This window comes from Pseudomonas entomophila (assembly GCF_013523125.1).
GTDB lineage: Bacteria > Pseudomonadota > Gammaproteobacteria > Pseudomonadales > Pseudomonadaceae > Aquipseudomonas > Aquipseudomonas entomophila_B.
The window spans coordinates 110415-132314 of record NZ_JAAMQJ010000008.1; the positions used below are offsets into that span (position 1 = coordinate 110415).

9 protein-coding genes are annotated in these 21900 nt (G+C 67.2%); 5 read left to right on the forward strand and 4 right to left on the reverse strand.

The window, feature by feature from the left end:
* Positions 1 to 66: 66 nt before the first annotated feature.
* Positions 67 to 846: a substrate-binding periplasmic protein gene (locus tag G7007_RS07040; protein WP_219858983.1), complete on the forward strand. Its 780-nt coding sequence runs from the start codon at positions 67 to 69 to the stop codon at positions 844 to 846.
* 187 nt (positions 847 to 1033) lie between these two features.
* Positions 1034 to 2050 (forward strand): GNAT family N-acetyltransferase, encoded by a 1017-nt coding sequence (locus G7007_RS07045; RefSeq protein WP_181100288.1) that lies wholly within the window; start codon positions 1034 to 1036, stop codon positions 2048 to 2050.
* A 147-nt stretch (positions 2051 to 2197) separates the two neighbouring features.
* Here the strand turns inward: G7007_RS07045 and G7007_RS07050 are convergent, their stop codons facing one another.
* Positions 2198 to 2728, reverse strand: a complete 531-nt coding sequence (locus G7007_RS07050) for an RNA polymerase factor sigma-70 (RefSeq protein ID WP_181100290.1) — start codon at positions 2726 to 2728, stop codon at positions 2198 to 2200.
* 397 nt (positions 2729 to 3125) lie between these two features.
* Between G7007_RS07050 and G7007_RS07055 the strand changes: the two genes are divergently transcribed.
* Positions 3126 to 16085 carry a non-ribosomal peptide synthetase gene (locus tag G7007_RS07055; protein ID WP_181100292.1) on the forward strand — a complete coding sequence of 4320 codons (12960 nt, stop codon included), beginning with the start codon at positions 3126 to 3128 and terminating at the stop codon, positions 16083 to 16085.
* Positions 16086 to 16261: 176 nt separating this feature from the next.
* Here G7007_RS07055 and G7007_RS07060 read toward each other — a convergent pair whose 3' ends face one another.
* Positions 16262 to 16561: a PilZ domain-containing protein gene (locus tag G7007_RS07060; RefSeq protein ID WP_181100293.1), complete on the reverse strand. Its 300-nt coding sequence runs from the start codon at positions 16559 to 16561 to the stop codon at positions 16262 to 16264.
* A gap of 269 nt (positions 16562 to 16830) precedes the next feature.
* Here G7007_RS07060 and rssB point away from each other — a divergent pair, with 269 nt between their 5' ends.
* Together rssB and rssC are read left to right on the forward strand one after the other, a co-directional pair.
* Complete coding sequence (gene rssB / locus G7007_RS07065; RefSeq protein WP_181100295.1) at positions 16831 to 18018, forward strand: two-component system response regulator RssB; 1188 nt, start codon at positions 16831 to 16833, stop codon at positions 18016 to 18018.
* Positions 18015 to 18497: an anti-sigma factor antagonist RssC gene (gene rssC, locus G7007_RS07070; protein WP_060394314.1), complete on the forward strand. Its 483-nt coding sequence runs from the start codon at positions 18015 to 18017 to the stop codon at positions 18495 to 18497. Before rssB ends, rssC begins: the two co-directional genes overlap by 4 nt.
* 12 nt (positions 18498 to 18509) lie before the next feature.
* On the opposite strand, the gene G7007_RS07075 is transcribed toward rssC, so the two are convergent.
* Together G7007_RS07075 and tal are read right to left on the reverse strand one after the other, a co-directional pair.
* Entirely contained in the window at positions 18510 to 20408 is a 1899-nt protein-coding gene (locus G7007_RS07075) for an alkaline phosphatase D family protein (protein ID WP_375139481.1), read from the reverse strand.
* 240 nt (positions 20409 to 20648) lie between these two features.
* Positions 20649 to 21575, reverse strand: a complete 927-nt coding sequence (gene tal / locus G7007_RS07080; protein ID WP_181100297.1) for a transaldolase — start codon at positions 21573 to 21575, stop codon at positions 20649 to 20651.
* Between the last annotated feature and the right edge of the window lie 325 nt (positions 21576 to 21900).

Genomic DNA, 21900 nt, shown 5'->3' on the forward strand with positions numbered 1-21900 from the left:
CACGTGGCCAAGGCCATTTCTTTCAGAATTCGTAACGAGCGCCTGGTCGTGCCCCGATTCATACGCCTGCTGTCCTTTACCTGCCTGACGGTGTTCGTCGGGCTGTGGTACACCCCATCGCCGCTGGCCGCCGAAGCCATCGAAGTCAGGATCGGGGCGACACACTTCCCGCCGTACACGATACGACCCGAACAAAACGTAAAGGTTGGTTTGCTGGCGCAATTGGCCCAGGCACTGAATCAAGCGCAGCCGGTGTATCGCTTCGTCCTGGTGCCGACCTCGGTGCCCCGGCGCTTCGCCGACCTGGAGCAGGGCCGTACCGACATGGCCATCTTCGAGAATCCTGCCTGGGGCTGGCAGGCGGTGGCCCACAGCGCCGTGGACATGGGCCTGGAAGATGCCGAGATCTTCGTCGCAGCGCGCAAGGCCGGGCGCGACCAGCACTTCTTCGATGACCTGCGCGGCAAGCACCTGGCCTTGTTCCACGGCTATCACTACGCCTTCGCCGGCTTCAATGCCGACACCCGTTTCCTGCAGCAGACCCACCGCGCGATCTTGACCTACTCCCATGACAGCAACCTGTACATGCTCGAGCGCGGACGCGCCGACATCGCCCTGGTGACCCGTTCGTATTTCAACGATTTCCTGCTGCGCCATCCCGATCAGACCGAGCGCTTGTTGGCCTCCGAGCGCATCGATCAGACCTACCGTCACTACGCCCTGCTGCGGCCCCAGGCCCCGATCAGCGCGCAGGCCTTCGCGCAGCTGCTGGCGCAACTGCGCGCCAATGGTGAGCTGCGACGGATCTTCGCGCCGTATCAAGTGCGGGTGACGACGCCACTCTAAGGCGTGAGGGCCTCGATACGGCTGCGCCAACGCCGGGCTGCCGTGTATAGACTCGGGATGGAGCCGAGCGCGACAGGGATCCTGCCGTGCCTGTCGACACCTGGCACTGATTGCGCCTCGGCTAATTTTTCCTGCCTCGGCAACGTTACCTGTCGTGTGTACCCTCCCATTGCCGCGAGCCTCCGCCATGCCGTTCGATGCCGACCCCCAGACCTTTTTCTCGCCGCGCTGGCGCAGCCTGCAGGCCGAAGAGGCCCCAGGCCGCCTGAACCTGATGCTGGAGGGTCGACCCTTGATCGCGTTGCGTGTGGCTGGGACCGGCCCGCACCTCGAGGTTCGATTGGACGCGCTCGACGCCGAGCGTGTCGAGCAGGCGCTCTGGACGGCCTGCTACTGGCTGCTGGCACGCGACCCGGCCTGCCAGCGACTGCAGTGGACGTTGTCCCAGGTGCCGCTCGAGGCCTTGGCCCTTGGCCTGTTGGTGCGCGATGGGGAGCCTGGCCGTTACCGCTGCGAGCGCACGCTGTTCTGGCAATTGCCTCGGCCCTGGTTGGGCGACACCGCCGCGGCGGTCTACCCGCAACAGATGCAGATCACGGCTGGCAAACGCCACCCGCAACGTCCGCCCAAGCCCCAGGGCGAGGTCTATCGCCGCTTCGATCCGCGCATCGGGGCCTGGGTATCGCTGCGTACCCTGTCGGTCGAGCATGACCTGGAGCGCTTCAACCGCTGGCAGAACACCCCACGTGTCCTGCAGTTCTGGGAGGAGGGCGGCACCCTGGCGCAGCACCACGACTACCTGTCGCGACTGGAGCAAGACCCTCACACCGTGACCCTGATCGGCTGCTTCGACGATCAGCCCTTCGCTTATTTCGAGGCCTACTGGGCCAAGGAAGACCGCATCGCGCCGTTTTACCCGGTCGACGACTACGACCGGGGCGTGCACATGCTGGTAGGTGAAGACACCCACCGCGGGCCGCACAAGGTCGCCAGCTGGCTGTCGGCGCTGACGCATTACCTGTTCCTGGACGATCCGCGCACGCAGCACGTGGTGGCCGAGCCACGGGCCGACAACGACAAGATGATCGGCTACCTCCAGGCGCAAGGGTTCTACCGTGAAAAGACCTTCGATTTCCCACACAAGCGCGCGGCATTGATGCGGGTAGGGCGCGAGGCGTTCTTCGAGCGGTGCGGGTTGCTGTGAGGCAACAGTAGGGCGTCGGACGTCCCCCTGTGAGGCTTGCCCGCGATAGCGTCCGGCCCATCACCGCCTGCATCGCGGGCAAGCCTGCTTCCCCACAGGGGGGAACCGCTCTGCCAGATCAGCAGTGTGGTCCACACCGTCGTACCATCACCCTTGGCGATTGGCCGTCTTGCGGCAATGCACCAGCGCATCACGAATCATGAAGTTCACCAGGGTCGGCGAGACGCCCAGCTCCTTGGCGATGTCCTTCTGCGGCACACCATGCAGGCGGTACATCTCGAAGGCATAGCGGGTGCGCTTGGGCAACTCGTCGAGGGCCGCGGCGATGTGCTCGAGGGTGGCGAAATTGATGTGGCTGGTCTCTGGCGTCGCGCTCTGCACCACCACGTTCATGCCTTCTTCCTCGGGCCCGGAATACTTCTGCTCCATGGACTGCTTGCGGTAGTGGTCGATGGCCAGGTTGCGCACGATCTGGAACAGGTAGCTCAGCTGAGCCTTGAACGAGGAGGTGATCTGCGGGGCGTTGGTCAGGCGAAAGAACGCATCCTGCACCACGTCTTCGGCACGCGAGCGGCACCCGGTGATGCGTGCGGCGATCTTCACCAGCACGTTGCGGTTGTCGACGAACGCTTGCAGCAACGGTGAATCGCACTTGCCTGTGGAGAGTTGTTCCGCCATGGAAATCACCTGGTTTCGAAAGGAGAAGGAGGCCTTCGGGTGGTCGAGGTCCCTGCGACGAGCGACACGTTATTCAGAATGATAATGATTGTCAATTGAGAAAATACCTTGATGCGCCGCAATTTCCCAAGGCACGCGCGGTCGCCTCGTACAATCACGCCGAAAACGGCTGATAGCGCCAGTCATCCGCCTGTGGCCGGGGTCCGTCTGTCCGATCCCAGTCGCTAGATATACCACCCCTATCAAAGCGGAAGGGAATGCCTACCGACCGCGTTCCCTGATCCTTAATTTTTCCCCTGTCCATCCGTCCTTTGTGTACATCACGGTCCCCCGACACTTGCGCCTGCTCGCAAGGCGGGCGCTCGCCACCGATTACCCAGACATGGCAGGAAACCCCATGACGGACGCCTTCGAACTCCCGCTCACGCTGGTCCAGGCCTTGCAAACGCACGCCGCGCAGACCCCGGACCGCGTCGCGCTGCGCTTTCTGGCCGACGAACCGGGTGCCCAGGCCGTGCTCAGCTATCGAGACCTCGATACGCGCGCCCGTACCATCGCGGCCACCTTGCAAGCCCAGGCAACGTTCGGCGACCGTGCCGTGCTGCTGTTCCCCAGCGGCCCGGACTATGTGGCGGCGTTCTTCGGCTGCCTGTACGCGGGGGTGATCGCGGTACCGGCCTATCCACCGGAGTCCAGCCGCCTGCACCACCAGGCGCGCCTGCTGTCGATCATCGACGACGCCGAGCCGCGCCTGCTGCTGACCGTCTCGGCGTTGCAGGACACGCTGCAGTCCCTGGAGGCCCTGAGCGGCGAGGCGGCGCCCGTGCTGCTGGCCGTCGACGACCTGGACGCCACCCTGGCCGACGCCTGGCAGCCGCCCACGCTGCAGGCGCAGGACATCGCCTTTTTGCAATACACCTCCGGCTCCACGGCCTTGCCCAAGGGCGTGCAGGTCAGCCATGGCAACCTGGTGGCCAACGAACAGCTGATCCGCCAAGGCTTCGGCATCGACCTCAACCCGGACGACGTGATCGTCAGCTGGCTGCCGCTGTACCACGACATGGGCCTGATCGGCGGCCTGCTGCAGCCCATCTTCAGCGGCGTGCCCTGCGTGCTGATGGCGCCGGCGTACTTCCTCGCCCGGCCCCTGCGTTGGTTGCAGGCGATCAGCGAGTACGGCGGGACCATCAGTGGCGGCCCGGACTTCGCCTACCGGCTGTGCAGCGAACGCATCAGCCAGGCTGCGCTGGCCGGGCTCGACCTGAGCCGTTGGCGTGTGGCGTACTCGGGCTCCGAACCGATCCGCCAGGACAGCCTGGCGACCTTCGCCGAGACCTTCCGCGCCTGTGGGTTCAGGCCTGAGCAGTTCTTCGCCAGCTATGGCCTGGCCGAAGCGACCCTGTTCGTCAGCGGCAGCCGCCGTGGTCAGGGGATTCCCGCGTTGTCGCTGAACGCCCAGGCACTCGCCGCGCACCGCGTCGAACCGGGCGAGGGCAACGTGCTGATGAGCTGCGGCTACAGTCAGCCTGGGCATGCGGTACAGATCGTCGACCCCGCCACCTTGGCCGACCTGCCGGACAACCACGTCGGTGAGATCTGGGCCGCCGGCCCGAGCATCGCCCTGGGCTACTGGCGCAACCCTGAGGCCACCGCCAAGACCTTCGTCGAGCGGGAGGGCCAGACCTGGCTGCGCACCGGCGACCTGGGTTTCCAACGCGACGGGCAACTGTTCGTCACCGGGCGTCTCAAGGACATGCTGATCGTCCGCGGCCAGAACCTCTATCCCCAGGACCTGGAGCAGGCGCTGGAGCGCGAGGTCGAGGGGCTGCGCAAGGGGCGCGTCGCGGTGTTCGCAGTCGACCACCAGGGCGAGGAGGGCATCGGCGTCGCGGTGGAGATCGGTCGCGGCGTACAGAAGATGCAGCCGCCCGCCACGTTGATCCAGGCCGTGCGCCAGACCCTCGCCGAGGTGTGCCACCAAGCGCCGGCCGTGGTCCTGCTGCTCAACCCCGGCGCGTTGCCAAAGACCTCCAGCGGCAAGCTGCAGCGCTCGGCCTGCCGTCAGCGCCTGAAGGAGGGCAGTCTGGACAGCTATGCACGCTTCCCGGCTGACGGGCAGGCCGACACCGCCGAGGTTGCGCTGGATGACCTGCAAGCGCGCATCGCCCACGTCTGGTGCGACGTGCTTGGCCTCGACACGGTCGCTGCCGACGATCACTTCCTGCTGCTGGGCGGCAACTCCATTCTTGCCACCCAGGTCGCCGCGCGTGTCGACGAGACGCTGGGCGTCGGTCTGGGCGTGCGTGCCCTGTTCGAGCACCCGACGTTGATGGCCTACACCGCTGCGGTGGAGGCGGCGCGTCAGCCTGGCACCACGGTGGCCGAAGGCCTCGAGCGACTCGACCGTGCCGGGCCGCTGCCCCAGTCGCTGGCGCAGAACCGCCTGTGGTTGCTCTGGCAACTCGAGCCCCAGTCGGCCGCCTACAACATCCCCGCCGGGCTGCACCTGCGCGGCGACCTGGACGAAGCGGCGCTGCAGGCCAGCTTCCAAGCCCTGGTGGCGCGGCACGAAGCGCTGCGCACGCGCTTCGACGAAATCGAGGGCCAGGCGGTGCAGACCGTCTTGCCTCATCAGGCGTTCACGCTCGAGCACCGTGACCTCGAAGGCCTCGAGCCTGCCGCCGTGACCGCACAGCGCGAGCAGGAAGCCGTACGCCCGTTCGACCTGCGCCAGGGGCCACTGCTGCGCGTGACCCTGGCGCGGCTGGCCGATGACGAGCACCAGCTGTGGGTGACCCTGCACCACATCGTCGCCGACGGCTGGTCGCTGAACATCCTGCTGGACGAGTTCGCCCGCCTGTACGCCGCCCACGTCCACGGGCAGACACTGACCCTGGACGCCTTGCCGATCGGGTACGCCGACCATGGTCAACGGCAGCGCCAATGGCTGGCTGCCGGTGAAGCGACACGCCAGCGCGACTACTGGATCGGCCAGCTGGGTGACGACCTGCCGGTACTGGACCTGTGCGCCGATCACCCGCGCACCCGCCAGATCCAGCACAAGGCCGCGCGCCTGCAGGTCAAGGTGCCCACGGCGCTGGCCAACGCCGTGCGCGATCTGGCCCGTCACCAGCAGGCCAGTGTGTTCATGGTGCTGCTCGCGGCCTGGCAGGGGCTGTTGCACCGCTACACGGGCCAGACCGACATCCGGGTCGGTGTGCCCAATGCCAACCGCTCACGCCTGGACAGCCAGGGCCTGGTCGGCTTCTTCATCAACACCCAGGTCCTGCGCGCCACGCCGGGGCCGCGCCAGCCCTTCGTGCAGTTGCTGGCCCAGGTCCGCCAGGCTACCCTGGAGGCCCAGGCGCACCAGGACTTGCCGTTCGAACAGGTGCTCGAAGCGCTGCCCGACGCCCGTGAGCATGGCCTGTTCCAGGTGATGTTCAACCACCAGCAGCGCGACCTGTCGGCCCTGCGCCGCCTGCCCGGTCTGCTCGCCGAAGAGCTGCCGTGGCACAGCCGCGACGCCAAGGTCGACCTGCAGCTGCACAGCGAAGAAGACCCGCAAGGTCGTCTGACCCTGGCCTTCGACTACGCCCGCGAACGCTTCGACGCCGACACCCTCGAGCGCCTGTCACGCCACCTGCTGGCGCTGCTCGACCATGTAACCTGTCACCCTGAGTGCGCGCTGGGCGAGGTGCCCCTGCATACGGCAGACGACCGCCAGCGTCTGCGTCAGTGGGGGGAGGCCCCTGTACCCGTGGCCACCCGGTTGCTGGTCGAGCAGCTCAACGATCAGGCCCGGGCGACCCCGACGCACACTGCGTTGGTCTGGGACGGCGGTCAGCTCGACTACGCCAGCCTGCACCAGCAGGCCAACCGCCTGGCGCACTACCTGCGCGACAAGGGCGTCGGTCCCGAGACCCGTGTGGCGATCTGCCTGGAGCGCTCGCCGCAGCTGCTGATCGGCCTGCTGGCCATTCTCAAGGCCGGTGGCGCCTACGTGCCGCTGGACGTCGATTACCCTATCGAGCGCCTGGCCTACATGCTCGCCGACTGTGGCGCCGGCCTGCTGCTGAGCCACAGCGAGCGTCTCGATCGCCTGCCCAGGGCCGAGGGGGTCAGCGTGATCGCCCTCGACCAACTGCACCTGGACAACTGGCCGAGCCAGGCGCCCGGGTTGCATCTGGACGGCGATCACCTGGCCTACGTGATCTACACCTCCGGCTCCACCGGCCAGCCCAAGGGCGTGGGCAACACGCACGGGGCGCTGGCCGAGCGCCTGCACTGGATGCAGGGTCGCTATGGGCTGAAGTCCAGCGACGTGCTGATGCAGAAGGCGCCGATCAGCTTCGACGTGTCGGTGTGGGAATGCTTCTGGCCCCTGGTCACCGGCTGCACCCTGGTGCTGGCCGGGCCGGGCGAGCACCGCGATCCCCGACGCATCGCCGAGCTGGTTCAGGCCCATGGGGTGACCACCTTGCACTTCGTGCCGCCGCTGCTGCAGGTGTTCGTGCAGGAGCCGCTGGCCGGGGCATGCACCAGCCTGCGCCGGGTGTTCTCCGGCGGCGAGGCGCTGTCGGCGAGCCTGCGCGACCGCGTCCTGGACGTCCTGCCCCAGGTCGAGCTGCACAACCGCTACGGCCCGACCGAAACCGCGATCAACGTCACCCACTGGCACTGTCAGGCCAGCGACGGCGACCGTTCGCCGATCGGCCGGCCGTTGGGCAACGTGCTGTGCCAGGTGCTCGACGCCGAGCTGGAGGCCAGCCTGCCGGGTGTGCCAGGTGAGCTGTACCTGGGCGGCGCCGGGCTGGCGCGGGGCTACCTGGGCCGCCCAGGCTTGACCGCCGAACGCTTCGTGCCACAGCCCGACGGTGATGGCCAGCGCTTGTACCGCAGCGGCGACCGTGCCCGCTGGCGGTTCGACCTTCAAGCGTTGGATTACCTCGGGCGTCTCGACCAGCAGGTCAAAGTGCGCGGCTTCCGGGTCGAGCCGCAAGAGGTGCAGGCCTGCCTGCTGGCCTGTGCCGGCGTCGAGCAGGCCGTGGTGCGCGTGCACCAGGACAGCGTGAGCACGCAACTGGTCGGCTACTACTGCGGCGAGGCGCACGAGGCAACCTTGCTCGCCGCCCTGGGCGAGCGTCTGCCGGCCTACCTGGTGCCAGCACAGCTGATCCACCTGGCGCAGATGCCCCTGGGACCGAGCGGCAAGCTCGACCTCAAGGCGCTGCCAGTGCCGGTCTGGCAGCAGCGTGAATACCGCGCGCCGCACACGGCCCTGCAACGGCAGGTGGCAACGATCTGGTGCGAGGTGCTGGGCGTAGCGCAGGTGGGCCTGCAGGACGACTTTTTTGCCCTGGGCGGGCATTCGCTGCTGGCCACGCAGATCGTCTCACGCTGTCGTCAGGCCTGCGACGTCGACCTGCCGCTCAAGGCCTTGTTCGAGGCCAGCGCGCTGGAGGCGTTCTGTGCCGCGATCACCCTGCTGGTCGAACAGGGCCAGCAGGATCGACAGGGCGAGATCGCACGCGTCGACCGGCAGCAGGCCGTGCCGCTGTCGTATTCCCAGCAGCGCATGTGGTTCCTCTGGCAGATGGCGCCGGACAGCCCGGCCTACAACGTCGGCGGCATGGCGCGGCTGCGTGGCACGCTGCACGTCGAGGCCTTCGAGCGCGCCTTGCAGGCCCTGATCGTGCGCCACGAGACCCTGCGCACCACCTTCCCCAGCCGCGACGGCGTGCCGTCCCAGTGCGTGGCACCGGACAGCCCGCTGCAGCTGGACTGGTGCGACCTCAGCGCGCACGACCCCGCGCAACGCGAGCAGCGCCTGCATGCCCTGGCCGAAGACCAGGCGCACCAGCCCTTCGACCTCGAACAAGGCCCGCTGCTGCGCGCCTGCCTGGTCAAGACCGAAACGCATGAGCACTACTTCGTGCTGACCTTGCACCACATCGTCACCGAAGGCTGGGCCATGGACATCTTCGCCCGCGAGCTGGGCGAGCTGTACGAAGCCTTCGTCGACGACCGCGACTCGCCACTGGCGCCGCTGCCCGTGCAGTACCTGGACTACAGCGTCTGGCAACGCCAGTGGCTCGAGGGCGGCGAGGGCGTGCGACAGCGGGCGTACTGGCAGGCGCGCCTGGGCGACGAGCATCCGGTGCTCGAGCTGCCGGCCGACCGTCCACGTCCGGCCGTGCAGAGCCACCGTGGCGCGCTGTACCGCTTCGACCTCGACCCGGCCCTGGCCGAGCGGGTCCAGGCCTTCGACCAGGCCCGTGGCCTGACGCTGTTCATGACCGTGACCGCGACCCTGGCCGCCGTGCTGCACCGCCACAGCGGCCAGCGTGACCTGCGCATCGGCGTGCCGGTGGCCAACCGGATTCGTCCAGAGAGCGAGGGCCTGATCGGCGCCTTCCTCAATACCCAGGTGCTGCGCTGCGAGCTGGATGGGCAGATGCGCGGCGAGGCGCTGCTGGAGCAGGTGCGCCAGCGCGTCATCGAAGGGCAGTCGCACCAGGACCTGCCCTTCGACCAGGTGGTCGAAGCCGTGCAGCCGCCGCGCAGCAGCGCCTACAACCCGCTGTTCCAGGTGATGTGCAACGTGCAGCGCTGGGCCTTCCAGCAGAGCCGTGAGCTGGCCGGCCTGCAGGTGGACTACCTGGTCAACGACGCCCACGCGACCAAGTTCGACCTGTACCTGGAGGTCACCGACCTCGACGGGCGTCTCGGCTGCTGCCTGACCTACAGCCAGGACCTGTTCGACGAGCCGCGCATCGCCCGCCTGGCACAGCATTGGCAGCGCCTGCTGACCGGGCTGCTGGACGACCCGCAGCAGCGTCTGTGCGAGCTGCCCCTGCTGGATCCTGCCGAGCGGCAAGGGCTGATCGACGGGCTGCGGGGCGAGCAGCCTGACGCCGCTCGCCACACCGTGCATGGGCTGTTCGCCGCCCAGGCCGCGCGGACGCCCGAGGCGCTCGCGCTGACCTACGCCGGCCAGCACCTGACCTACGCCGAACTCGACCGCCAGGCCAACCGCCTGGCCCATGCGTTGCGCGCCCGTGGCGTCGGCCCCCAGGTGCGTGTGGGGCTGGCGCTGGAGCGCTCGCCGGAGATGGTGGTCGGCCTGCTGGCGATCCTCAAGGCCGGTGGCGCCTATGTGCCGCTGGATCCGGAATACCCCCTCGACCGCCTGCGCTACATGATCGAGGACAGCCGCATCGGCCTGCTGCTCAGCCAGCGCGCGCTGTTCGACGCGCTCGGCGCATTGCCCGAAAGCGTGGCGCGCTGGAGCCTGGACGACGACGGCGCTGCCCTGATCGCGCAACCGGACAGTGCCCCGCACGACCTCAGCGACCCGGCGCACTCGGCCTACCTGATCTACACCTCCGGCTCGACCGGCCAGCCCAAGGGCGTGGTGGTCAGCCATGGGCAGATCGCCCTGCATTGCCAGGCAGTGATCGAGGCGTTCGGCATGCGGGCCGACGATTGCGAGCTGCATTTCTATTCCATCAACTTCGACGCCGCCACCGAGCGCCTGCTGACCCCGCTGCTGTGCGGCGCACGGGTGGTGGTGCGGGCCCAGGGCCAGTGGGACGCCGAGGCCATCTGCACGCTGGTGCGCGAGCAGCAGGTAACCATCCTGGGCTTCACCCCCAGCTACGGCAGCCAGTTGGCCCAGTGGTTGGCAGTACGCGGCGAACAGCTGCCGGTGCGCCTGGTGATCACCGGCGGCGAAGCGCTGAGCGGCGAGCACGTGCAGCGCATTCGTCAGGCGTTCGTCCCGACGCAGCTGTTCAACGCCTACGGCCCGACCGAAACCGTGGTCATGCCCCTGGCCTATCCAGTGCCTGCGTCGTTACCGGCAGAGGCGAACAGCGTGCCCATCGGGCAGGTGATCGGTGCCCGCACTGCCTACATCCTCGACGAGGACCTGGCGCTGCTGCCCCAGGGCGGTATCGGCGAGCTGTACATCGGCGGCGCGGGGGTAGCCGAGGGCTACCATGCTCGCCCTGGGCTGACCGCCGAACGCTTCGTGGCCGACCCGTTCGACCCGCACGGCGGGCGCCTGTATCGCACTGGCGACCTGGTGCGCCTGTGCACCGACGGTGCCGTGGAATACGTCGGGCGCGCCGACCATCAGGTCAAGATTCGCGGCTTCCGCATCGAGCTGGGCGAGATCGAAGGCTGCCTGAGCGTCCATCCCGAGGTCGAGCAGGCGGTGGTCGTGGCCCTGGACATGACCGGCGGCAAGCAGCTGGTCGGCTACCTGGTGTGCCCACAGGCCAACGGCGATACGGCAGCGGCCACGGCCTTGCGCGAGGCGATCAAGCGCTACGCCAGCCAGCACCTGCCGGACCACATGGTGCCGACCCATCTGGTGCTGCTTGACCGCCTGCCGCTGATGGGCAACGGCAAGCTCGACCGTCGCGCGCTGCCTGCACCGGACCTGGCACAGGCGCGGCAAACCTACCAGGCGCCGGCCAACGTGCGCGAGGCGCAACTGGCGCAGGTCTGGGCCGCAGTGCTGAACCTGCCGCAGGTCGGCACGCACGACAACTTCTTCGAGCTGGGCGGCGATTCGATCCTGTCGATCCAGGTGGTCAGTCGGGCGCGTCAACTGGGTCTGCAGTTCACCCCGCGCGACCTGTTCCAGCACCAGACCATCCAGGCCCTCGCTGCCGTGGTGACCGTCAGCACGGCGCCTGCGGGGATCGAGCAGGGGCCGCTGGCCGGGACCATCGCCTTGACCCCGATCCAGCATTGGTTCTTCGACAGCAACGTGCCACAGCGGCAGCACTGGAACCAGGCCGTGCTGTTGCAGGTTCACCAGCCGGTACAGGCCGAGCGGCTCGAACAGGCGCTGCGCACGGTGATCACGCAGCACGATAGCCTGCGGCTGCGCTTCGCCCAGGCCGAGAGTCGCTGGCAGGGCGAATACGCTCCGCTCACGGCCGAGGCCTTGCTCTGGACGCACCGGGTCGACGACCTGGACGCGTGCCAGGCCCTGTTCAGCGACGCGCAAGGCAGCCTCGACCTGGCCGAAGGGCCGTTGCTGCGTGCCGTGCTGGTGGAGGACCCGCGAGGCGTCCAGCGGCTGCTGCTGGCGATCCACCATCTGGTGGTGGATGGGGTGTCCTGGCGTGTGCTGCTCGAAGACCTGCAAACGGCCTACCGTGGCCAGCCGCTGGCAACCAAGACCCACGCGATGGGCGAGTGGGCCGCACGCCTGGCCAGCTATGCCAGCAGCGACTCGCTGCGCGACGAGCTGGGCTGGTGGGAAGGGCAGTTGAGCCAGGTTCGCCAGGAGCTGCCGTGCGACCATCCCCAGGGTGACAACCGTTACCGAAACGCCGCGCGCGTGACCCTCGGCCTGGACGCCGAGCAGACCCGTCAACTGTTGCAGCAGGCGCCGGCCGCCTACCACACCCAGGTCAACGACCTGCTGCTGACGGCGCTGGCCCGGGTCTTGTGCCGATGGAGCGGCACCGAGCAGGTGCTGGTGCAGCTCGAAGGCCATGGCCGTGACGGGGTGTTCGACGACCTCGACCTGACCCGCAGCGTCGGCTGGTTCACCACCGCCTACCCGTTGTGCCTGAGCCCGGTCCTGGGCCAGGCGGATGCTGCCCGCGGCGAGTCGCTCAAGCACATCAAGGAGCAACTGCGTCAGGTGCCGCACAAGGGCCTGGGCTACGGCGTGCTGCGCTACCTGGGCGATGCTGCCAGCCGTGAGCGCATGGCCGCGCTGGCCCAGGCGCGCATCACCTTCAACTACCTGGGGCAGTTCGACCAGCCCTCGGATGCCGAGGCCATGTTCGCGCCGCTGGAAGGCGACACCGGCTTGGCCCACGACCCGGATGCGCCCTTGCCCAACTGGCTGAGCGTCGACGGTCAGGTTTACGGCGGCGCTTTGCAGCTGCGCTGGACCTACAGCGCCGAACGCTACGAGGCCGCGACCATCGAGCGTCTGGCCGAAGCGTACCGCCTCGAGCTGCTGGCCCTGGTCGCGCACTGCCTGGCCGACGGCACCGGCAGCTTCACGCCGTCGGACTTCCCCCTGGCGCGCCTGGACCAGGCGCAGATCGACGCCTTGCCAGTGCCAGCGGTCTGCATCGAGGACGTCTACCCGCTGACGCCGATGCAGGAAGGCCTGCTGCTGCATACCTTGCTCGAGCCGGGCACCGGCATCTACTACATGCAGGACCGCTACTTCATCGACAGCGCGCTGGACCCGCAGCGTTTCACCGAAGCCTGGCAGGCCGTGGTGGCACGGCACGAAGCCCTGCGCGCCTCGTTCAGCTGGAGCGCGGGCGAAGCCATGCTGCAGATCATCCACAAACCCGGCCAGACGGCGGTGGATTACCAGGACTGGCGTGACCTCGATGCCGACGCTCAGCAAGCGCGCCTGCAAACCCTGCACAAGGCCGAGCGCGAGGCGGGTTTCGATCTGCTGCGCGAGGCGCCGTTCCACCTGCGCCTGGTGCGCGTGGACGAAGCGCGCTACTGGTTCATGATGAGCAACCACCACATCCTCATCGATGCCTGGTGCCGTTCGCTGCTGATGAACGACTTCTTCGAGCTGTACCAGGCCCTCGGCGAGGGGCGCCCGGCCAACCTGCCGGTACCGCCGCGCTACCGTGATTACATCGGCTGGCTGCAACGCCAGGACCTGGACGCCTCGCGGCGCTGGTGGCAGGCCAACCTGGCCGGCTTCGAGCGCGCCACGGCCGTGCCAAGCGACCGGCCTCTGCGGCATGCCCATGCCGGTGACAGCGAAGGGATGATCGTCGGCGACTGCCTGACCCGCCTCGACCCTGCCCAGGGCGCGCGCCTGCGCGAGCTGGCCCAGGCCCATCAACTGACCGTCAACACCTTCGCCCAGGCGGCCTGGGCCCTGGTGCTGGCGCGCTGCAGCGGCGAGCGCGACGTGGTGTTCGGCGTGACCGTGGCCGGTCGCCCGGTGAGCCTGCCGCAGATGCAGCGCACGGTCGGGCTGTTCATCAACAGCATCGCCTTGCGCGTGCAACTGCCTGCGCTGGACGAGCCGGTGACCGTGCGCCAGTGGTTGCACACCCTGCTCGAGCGCAACATGGAGCTGCGCGAGCACGAATACCTGCCGCTGGTGGCGATCCAGGAGTGCAGCGAGCTGCCCAAGGGCCAGCCGTTGTTCGACAGCCTGTTCGTGTTCGAGAACGCACCTGTGGAGAGCACCGTGCTCGACCACGCCCGGCACCTCAACGCGCGCTCGGACTCCGGGCGCACGCACACCAACTTCCCGCTGACCGCCGTGTGCTACCCCGGCGATGACCTGGGGCTGCACCTGTCGTTCGACCAGCGCTACTTCGATCGGTCCACGGTCGAGCGCCTGCTGGCTGCCTTCAAGCGCCTGCTGTTGGCGCTGGTGGACGGCTTCCATGGCCCACTGGCGGACGTGCCGCTGCTGGGCGAGGACGAACGACGCTTCCTGCTCGAGGACTGCAACCGCAGTGCGCACGCCTACCCGCTGGAGCAGGGTTATGTCGCGCTGTTCGAGGCGCAGGTGGCCGCGCATCCACAGCGGACCGTCGCCCGTTGCGAAGGCCGCTCGCTGGACTACGCCGGCCTGAACCGACAGGCCAACCGGCTGGGCCATGCGCTGATCGCCGCCGGTGTGCGCATCGACCAGCCCGTGGCGCTACTGGCCGAGCGCAGCCTGGACCTGCTCGGGATGATCGTCGGCAGCTTCAAGGCTGGCGCCGGCTACCTCCCGCTCGACCCAGGGCTGCCCACGGTGCGCCTGCAACGCATCCTGGCGCTGAGCCGCACGCCGGTGCTGGTGTGCACCGAGGCTACCGCCGAGCAGGCCCGGCAGTTGCTGGCTGCCTTGGAAGGTGCTGCGACGGTGCGCCTGCTGGTGTGGGACGAGGTGCAGGCCCGGTCGGCTGCCGATCACGACCCTGGGGTGTACAGCGGGCCGGAGAACCTGGCCTACGTCATCTACACCTCGGGCTCGACCGGTCTGCCCAAGGGCGTGATGGTCGAACAGCGCGGCATGCTCAACAATCAGTTGAGCAAGGTGCCCTACCTGGCCTTGGACGAAGCCGACGTGATCGCCCAGACCGCGTCCCAGAGTTTCGACATCTCGGTCTGGCAGTTCCTGGCGGCGCCCTTGTTCGGCGCCAGCGTGGAGATCGTGCCCAATGCCATCGCCCATGACCCGCAGGGGCTGCTGGTGCACGTCCAGGCCAGCGGCATCAGCGTGCTCGAAAGCGTGCCGTCGCTGATCCAGGGCATGCTGGCCCACGAGCACCTGGCCGTGCCCGGCCTGCGCTGGATGTTGCCGACCGGCGAGGCCATGCCGCCGGAACTGGCGGCGCAGTGGTTGCAACGTTACCCGCACATCGGCCTGATCAATGCCTACGGCCCGGCCGAATGTTCCGACGACGTGGCGTTCTTCCGCGTGGACGCGGCGTCCACCCAAGGCAGCTATTTGCCGATCGGCTCGTCGACCGACAACAACCGCCTGTACCTGTATGGCGACGTGCAGGACCTGGTGCCCTTGGGCGCAGTGGGTGAGCTGTGCGTAGCCGGGGCCAGCGTCGGGCGCGGCTATGTGGGCGATCCGGGGCGAACGGCCCTGGCCTTCGTCCCCCACCCGCACGGGGCGCCGGGTGAGCGTCTGTACCGCACCGGCGACCTGGCGCGGCGACGTGCCGACGGCGTGCTCGAATACGTCGGTCGCGCCGACCATCAGGTGAAGATCCGCGGTTACCGCATCGAGCTGGGCGAGATCGAGGCCCGTCTGCACGAGCAGCCTGAGCTGCGCGATGCGGCGGTGGGCGTGCAGGCGGGCGTCAACGGCACGTACCTGGTGGGCTACCTGGTGGCGCATCAGGGCGTCACCGGCGACAGCGCCTTGCTCGACCCGCTCAAGCAGCGCCTGCGCGCCGAGTTGCCGGAGTACATGGTGCCACTGCACTGGGCCTGGTTCGACGAGCTGCCGCACAACGTCAATGGCAAGCTCGACCGCAAGGCCTTGCCCGCGCTGGAGATCGGTGCCCTTCAGGGGCAGGCGTACCTGGCGCCGCGCAGCGAGCTGGAGACGACCTTGGCCCAGGTCTGGGCCGACGTGCTCAAGGTCGAGCGGGTCGGGGTACGCGACAACTTCTTCGAACTGGGCGGGCACTCACTGCTGGCGACGCAGATCGCCTCGCGGGTGCAGAAACGCTTGCAGCTGAACGTGCCGCTGCGGGCGATGTTCGAGTGCAGCACGGTGGAGGCGCTGGCCGTGTATGTGGAGGGGTTGCAGGGGGCGGTGCTGGACGAGGAGAAGGTGGATCGGTTGAGCGATCTGATGGCGGAATTGGAGGGGTTGTGAGGGCAACGGGCAGGCGCTGCGATGTCGGGCGCCTGATCCTCCATCCTGTCTCGGCCCTCCTGCTGGACTGGCCGGGTCGGTTTGAAAGCGATGGGCTGCGAAGCAGTCCCAAAGTCATTCATACGGGAAGCAGCGGGCTTTGGCAGGTCGCGTCATTCACGGGCTTGCCGCTTGCTTCAATGCATCGCCACGATCTTCAACCCCACCCGCTGCTCTGCGGCCCCTTGATCGGCCACCCAGACCACCTGCGCGCTGGCCTTCAGGCCACTGAGCGAGGCATGTTCGGACTCGATGCTCACGTCCACCTGATCACCCACGGCAAAGCGCCGTGGTGCCTGCACCTGCAGGCCGCTGGCGGACAGGTCGATGCACACCGCCGAGACCACCTCGCCGGCATGTAGCAGACTGGCCTGGCTGTCGATGCGCATGCGGATGAAATCGCGTTTCTCTTCGTGACCTTGGGATACCGTCGACATGCTCACATCCTTCCATCAGGTTGTTGTACATGAAGTTCTTATAACGTCTGGCAATTTGCGCTGTAAAGCGCACCCGCCCGATGGCCTGTCGTGCTTGAAACGCCCTGCGGATGGGAGTACCGTCAGCGCCTTACAGGGCACCTCTGCCTTTTGCCGGGTCGACCGTCAGGGTCCATCCCCAATAGAAGCGTGCCAGAGAGAATTCCAGTAGCCGTTCGTCGCGTTGTCGACGTCGCTACGCCAACCTATTTCTGGCGCCGTTTGCCCACATGCCGAACACCAGTGCAACGTTGCTGATCATCGATGACGACGACGTGGTCCGTGCAAGCCTCGCCGCCTACCTGGAAGACAGTGGTTTCGCCGTGCTGCAGGCCTGCAATGGTCAGCAGGGCCTGGACGTGTTCGAGCAACACGCCCTCGATCTGGTGATCTGCGACCTACGCATGCCGCAGATGGGTGGCCTGGAACTGATCCGTCGCATCAGCGAACGCGCGCCGCAGTTGCCGGTGATCGTGGTGTCCGGTGCCGGAGTCATGAGCGACGCGGTCGATGCGCTGCGCCTGGGCGCGGCCGACTACCTGATCAAGCCTTTACAGGACCTGGCGGTGTTGGAGCACTCGGTGCGCCGGGCGCTCGACCGCTCGCGGCTGCTGCTGGAGAACCAGCGCTACCGGGAAAAGCTCGAGACCGCCAACCGTGAACTGGAGGCCAGCCTGCACCTGCTGCAGGAGGACCAGACCGCCGGCCGTCAGGTGCAGATGAACATGCTGCCCGAGAGCCCCTGGTACGCCGGCGGTTTCTCGTTCGATCACCAGATCATTCCGTCGCTGTACCTGTCGGGCGACTTCGTCGACTATTTCCGGGTGGACGACCGCCGGATCGCCTTCTACCTGGCCGACGTGTCGGGTCATGGCGCCTCGTCGGCCTTCGTCACGGTGCTGCTGAAGTTCATGACCACCCGCCTGCTGTTCGAATTCAAGCGCAGCGGCGGCCACCTGCGCGAGTTCAAGCCGTCGGAAGTGCTGTCGCACATCAACCGCGGGCTGATCAACTGCAAGCTGGGCAAGCACGTGACCATGGTCGGCGGCGTGATCGACGAGCACACCAACGTGCTGACCTACGCCGTCGGCGGCCACCTGCCGCTGCCGGTGCTGCACACGCAGGAGCAGACCCGCTACCTCGAAGGTCGCGGCCTGCCCGTGGGGTTGTTCGAGGAAGCGACTTATCAGGACCATGAAATGACCTTGCCTGGTCAGTTCAGCCTGAGCCTGATGTCCGATGGCATCCTGGACCTTTTGCCGGGCGCGACCCTCAAAGACAAGGAGGCGTCGCTGCCGCAGATCGTCCAGGAGGCGGGAGGCAGCCTGGATGGGCTGCGTCGACGTTTCAATTTGGCTACGCTTGGGGAGATGCCGGATGATATCGCCCTAATGGTGTTGAGCAGGAACCTTCAATGAGTACCGGTAGAATCCAGTTCGCCGAGCAGTGTGGCACCTTCGTGCTGAAATTCGTCGGTGAAGTGCGCCTGACCCTGTGTTCGGCGTTGGATGCGACGATCGACAAGATCTTCAGTGCCCTCAACTTCTCGGCCATCGTCATCGACCTGACCGAAGCCGAGAGCATCGACAGCACCACGCTGGGCCTGCTGGCCAAGCTGTCGATCCTGTCGCGCCAGAAAGTCGGGCTGCTGCCCACCGTGGTCACCACCAACCCGGACATTTCCCGGTTGCTGCAATCGATGGGCTTCGAGCAGGTGTTCAACATCGTCGACCGGCCGATCCCGTGCCCGGACTGCCTGAGCGACCTGCCGTCCCAGGACCAGAACGAGGACGTGGTGCGTTCCAAGGTGCTCGAGGCGCACCGCATCCTGATGGGCCTGAACGACTCCAACCGCGAAGCCTTCCGCGACCTGGTCAACGCCCTCGAGCGCACCTGATCGCTCGGCCGATCAGGTCGTCGACGGGAATTCGGTCGCTGGCGTGCCATCGGCGTTGAGCTGCAGGATCCGTGTCGGTCGCCCCTCGGCGTCGAAGAACACCTGACCCAACCCCGCACCGTTCCACAGCCGCTCACCCGCCTGGCTGCGGTCTGGCGTGCGCGGGATCACCTCCATGCGACGGCGTTTGGTGAAGCCGTTGAGGGGCGAGCGTGGCGCGTACAACCAGCGGTTGAGCCGGTCGAAGACCTTGAGTAGACGGCGGGGGAACTCGTTCTTGATGCCGCTGCTGGTGATCTGCCAGAGGTGCGGTGTGTGCTGGCGGTTTCGGATCAGCACTTCATAGACGAATGAGTAATGCACGTCGCCCGAGAGGATGACGTAGTGCCCTGGCGTGCGCGAGTGACGGAAGATGTTCAGCACCACCTGGGCCGCGCCCCGGTGCGCCATCCAGTTTTCCGCATCCACCAGCAGCGGGAAGCCCAACCCGCTGACGATCCGCTGCACCGTCTCGATCAACTTCACGCCGAAGACCGGTGCGGGCGAGACGATGATCGCCGAGCGGTGGTCGAGCAACGCCTGTTGCAGTTCGCTCAGGGCTTCCCAGTCGAGCAGGCCGGACGGTTTCTTCAGGCTGCGCTCGCTGCGCCAGCGCCGTGTGCGGGTGTCGAGCACCACCAGCGGCGGCTCGCTGGCCACCTCGAACTGCCAGCCCTGGAAGGCCAGCAGCTGATCGATCAGGCCGTCCTGGGCGTAGCGGGTCAGCCAGCCGTCTGCGGCCTGCGCCGTCATCGCCTGGCAGGCGTCGATCAACGGGCGACAGCGCGCCGGGGCATTGCCCCAGCCCTGGCACAGCAGGTAGCCGATCAGCGCATTGCCGACGATGCGCCGCGAGAACGGATGCCCGTAGACCGACGCTTCCCACTGCGCCGACAGGTTCCAGTCATCGGTGATGTCATGGTCGTCGAAGATCATCAGGCTGGGCAGGTGCGCCAGTGCCCGGGCGACCCCGTCCAGACCCTCGGTGAACGCCTCCACCCAAGGCAATTCCTGGGCGTAGCGCGCCTGCTGCTTGACGCTCAGGCCCGACGGCTGCGTCATGCGCACCAGGCGCCAGCAGACCGGCGACCAGACCAGCAGGTACATGGCCATGACTTCGGCGAAGGTCACCAGGTGGTTGTCGGCGTTGCTGCTGGTGAAGATCGGTTTGCGCGTGCCGCCGAAGAAGCGCCGGCGCAGCCCTTCGTTGGCCTCCAGTGCCGGCAACAAATCGGCACGCTGGTAGTAGCAGGCGCCATGGGCATACAGCGCCTGGCTGTCATTCACCACCGCGCCCGCCAGCGGCTCGTCGAACAGCCCCAAGCGCTCGATCAGCCGATGGATGGCCCGCAGCATGGGGCCGGCCACATCGTCGGCGTAGATCTGATCGCCGGTCATCAGCAGCAGGGCCGGGCGCTCTTCGGCACGTTCGCACGCGAGCAGCAAGCGGTCGGCGCACAGCAGCCCATCCGCCGCCCGGTGGTGCGGCTTGCGGCAGGAGCCATGCAAGACCTGGTCGAGCCGCCCACGCAGCACGAAGTCCACCTGCTCGCGCCCTGGGTAGAGCAGGTGCGGCGCCCAGTCGGCGATGCCCTGCGGGCCGTCGTCGGTGTCGATGAGCACGTCGTAGCCGATCGCCTGATCCACCGGCAGCGGTGTTGCCAGCTGCACGTCGATCAGGTGCACGAAGGCCGCCTGGCCGATCGGCACCACCTGGCAGTCGGTGCTGACCCCAAGGCCGGGGCGGTCCACGGTCACGTTCAGGGTCAGACGCCGCGTGCCGACCAGCCACAAGGCGAAGCGCTGCGCCTCCAGGCGACGCAGGAGGGGGCCGGCGAGCACGAGGGGGAGCGGGGCGGTGGTCAACGGCATCGGATACTCGGCGAATAGAGCGCGCAGGTGAAAGGAGAGGCTTCGTTGTCAGGCCATTGGCGGGTAGGAGTCCGCGACAAGGCGCACGATCGGGGGAGCATGCTGGTCATCCCTCATGCGTCTGGCAACCGGCATATGTGTCAGATCATTTCTGGAGGGGCGGTGTTCAATCGATGAGACAGCGCTGCGAAGGGCTGCCTGGCAGCCCTCTGCAGTGTGGCATGGGTCAGGCGTTCAGCCTTACGCCTTGCCGGCCATCACGGCCTCGAGCTTTTCCTGGTCGCGGGCGAACTGGCGGATGCCTTCGGCCAGTTTCTCGGTGGCCATGGCGTCCTCGTTCATGTCCCAGCGGAACTGCGCCTCGGTCAGCGAGCGCTTGGCTTCGCTGGCGTTACCCGGTTGCAGGATGCGCGGCAGGTCGCCTTCGTCCTGGCCCAGCTTTTCCAGCAGCTCCGGGCTGATGGTCAGGCGATCGCAGCCAGCCAGTTGCTCGATCTGGCCGACGTTACGGAAGCTCGCGCCCATGACCACGGTGCCGTAGCCATTGGCCTTGTAGTAGTTGTAGATGCGCGTCACCGACAGCACGCCCGGGTCTTCGGCGGCGCTGTATTCCTGGCCGGTGCTCTTCTTGTACCAGTCGTAGATCCGGCCCACGAACGGCGAGATCAGGAACACACCGGCATCGGCGCAGGCCTGGGCCTGGGCGTAGGAGAACAGCAGCGTCAGGTTGGTCTGGATGCCTTCCTTCTCGAGCACTTCCGCCGCGCGGATGCCTTCCCAGGTGGAGGCGAGCTTGATCAGCACCCGGTCACGGCTGACGCCAGCCTTGTCGTACAGCGAAATCAGGTGACGCGACTTGGCCAGCAGCTTCTCCTGATCGAACGACAGGCGAGCATCCACCTCGGTGGAGATGCGGCCCGGGATTTCCTTGAGGATGCCCGACCCCACGGCGACGGCGAACTGGTCGCAGGCCTGGTCCACATTGCCCTTGTGCTCGGCACGGATCTTCTCCAGCACTTCGCCATAACCGGTGAGTGCGGCGGCCTTGAGCAGCAAGGACGGGTTGGTGGTGGCGTCGACCGGCTTGAGCCGGCGGATCGCCTCGATGTCGCCGGTGTCGGCGACGACGGTGGTGAACTGCTTGAGTTGTTCCAGCTTGGAAGTCATGGGCGTGCTCTGTCCTGTGCAATGGCTCGACATTAACGGACCCCGGGCAAGCACTCAAGGTTCGCGAAGAGCCTGAAGGATAGATGAGATTGTCGGGGTAGAGCGGGTGGCGTGCCCGCCATCGGGCCTGTGCCTCCTTCCCAGGATGGGCAGGCCCGTGCCGAACCTGTCGTCGACGCGGTGAAGCGGCCACCGTCATCGCGGGCAAGCCCGCTTGTGTCTTTGAGGATCGCTAGAATCAAAGGTGAGAGGAATGGATGGCAAGCTGTCTGTCCGAGGTGCCCCGAGCACGAGTGGGAGCAAAGCTGCCATCCATTCTTCCACC

What these genes read in the sequence shown, in the direction of transcription:
- G7007_RS07045 (WP_181100288.1), top strand. Translation starts at nt 1,034, where the DNA reads ATGCCGTTCGATGCCGACCCCCAGACCTTTTTCTCGCCGCGCTGGCGC.
- G7007_RS07050 (WP_181100290.1), bottom strand. Translation starts at nt 2,728, where the DNA reads ATGGCGGAACAACTCTCCACAGGCAAGTGCGATTCACCGTTGCTGCAA.
- G7007_RS07055 (WP_181100292.1), top strand. Translation starts at nt 3,126, where the DNA reads ATGACGGACGCCTTCGAACTCCCGCTCACGCTGGTCCAGGCCTTGCAA.
- G7007_RS07060 (WP_181100293.1), bottom strand. Translation starts at nt 16,561, where the DNA reads ATGTCGACGGTATCCCAAGGTCACGAAGAGAAACGCGATTTCATCCGC.
- rssB (WP_181100295.1), top strand. Translation starts at nt 16,831, where the DNA reads ATGCCGAACACCAGTGCAACGTTGCTGATCATCGATGACGACGACGTG.
- rssC (WP_060394314.1), top strand. Translation starts at nt 18,015, where the DNA reads ATGAGTACCGGTAGAATCCAGTTCGCCGAGCAGTGTGGCACCTTCGTG.
- G7007_RS07075 (WP_375139481.1), bottom strand. Translation starts at nt 20,408, where the DNA reads ATGCCGTTGACCACCGCCCCGCTCCCCCTCGTGCTCGCCGGCCCCCTC.
- tal (WP_181100297.1), bottom strand. Translation starts at nt 21,575, where the DNA reads ATGACTTCCAAGCTGGAACAACTCAAGCAGTTCACCACCGTCGTCGCC.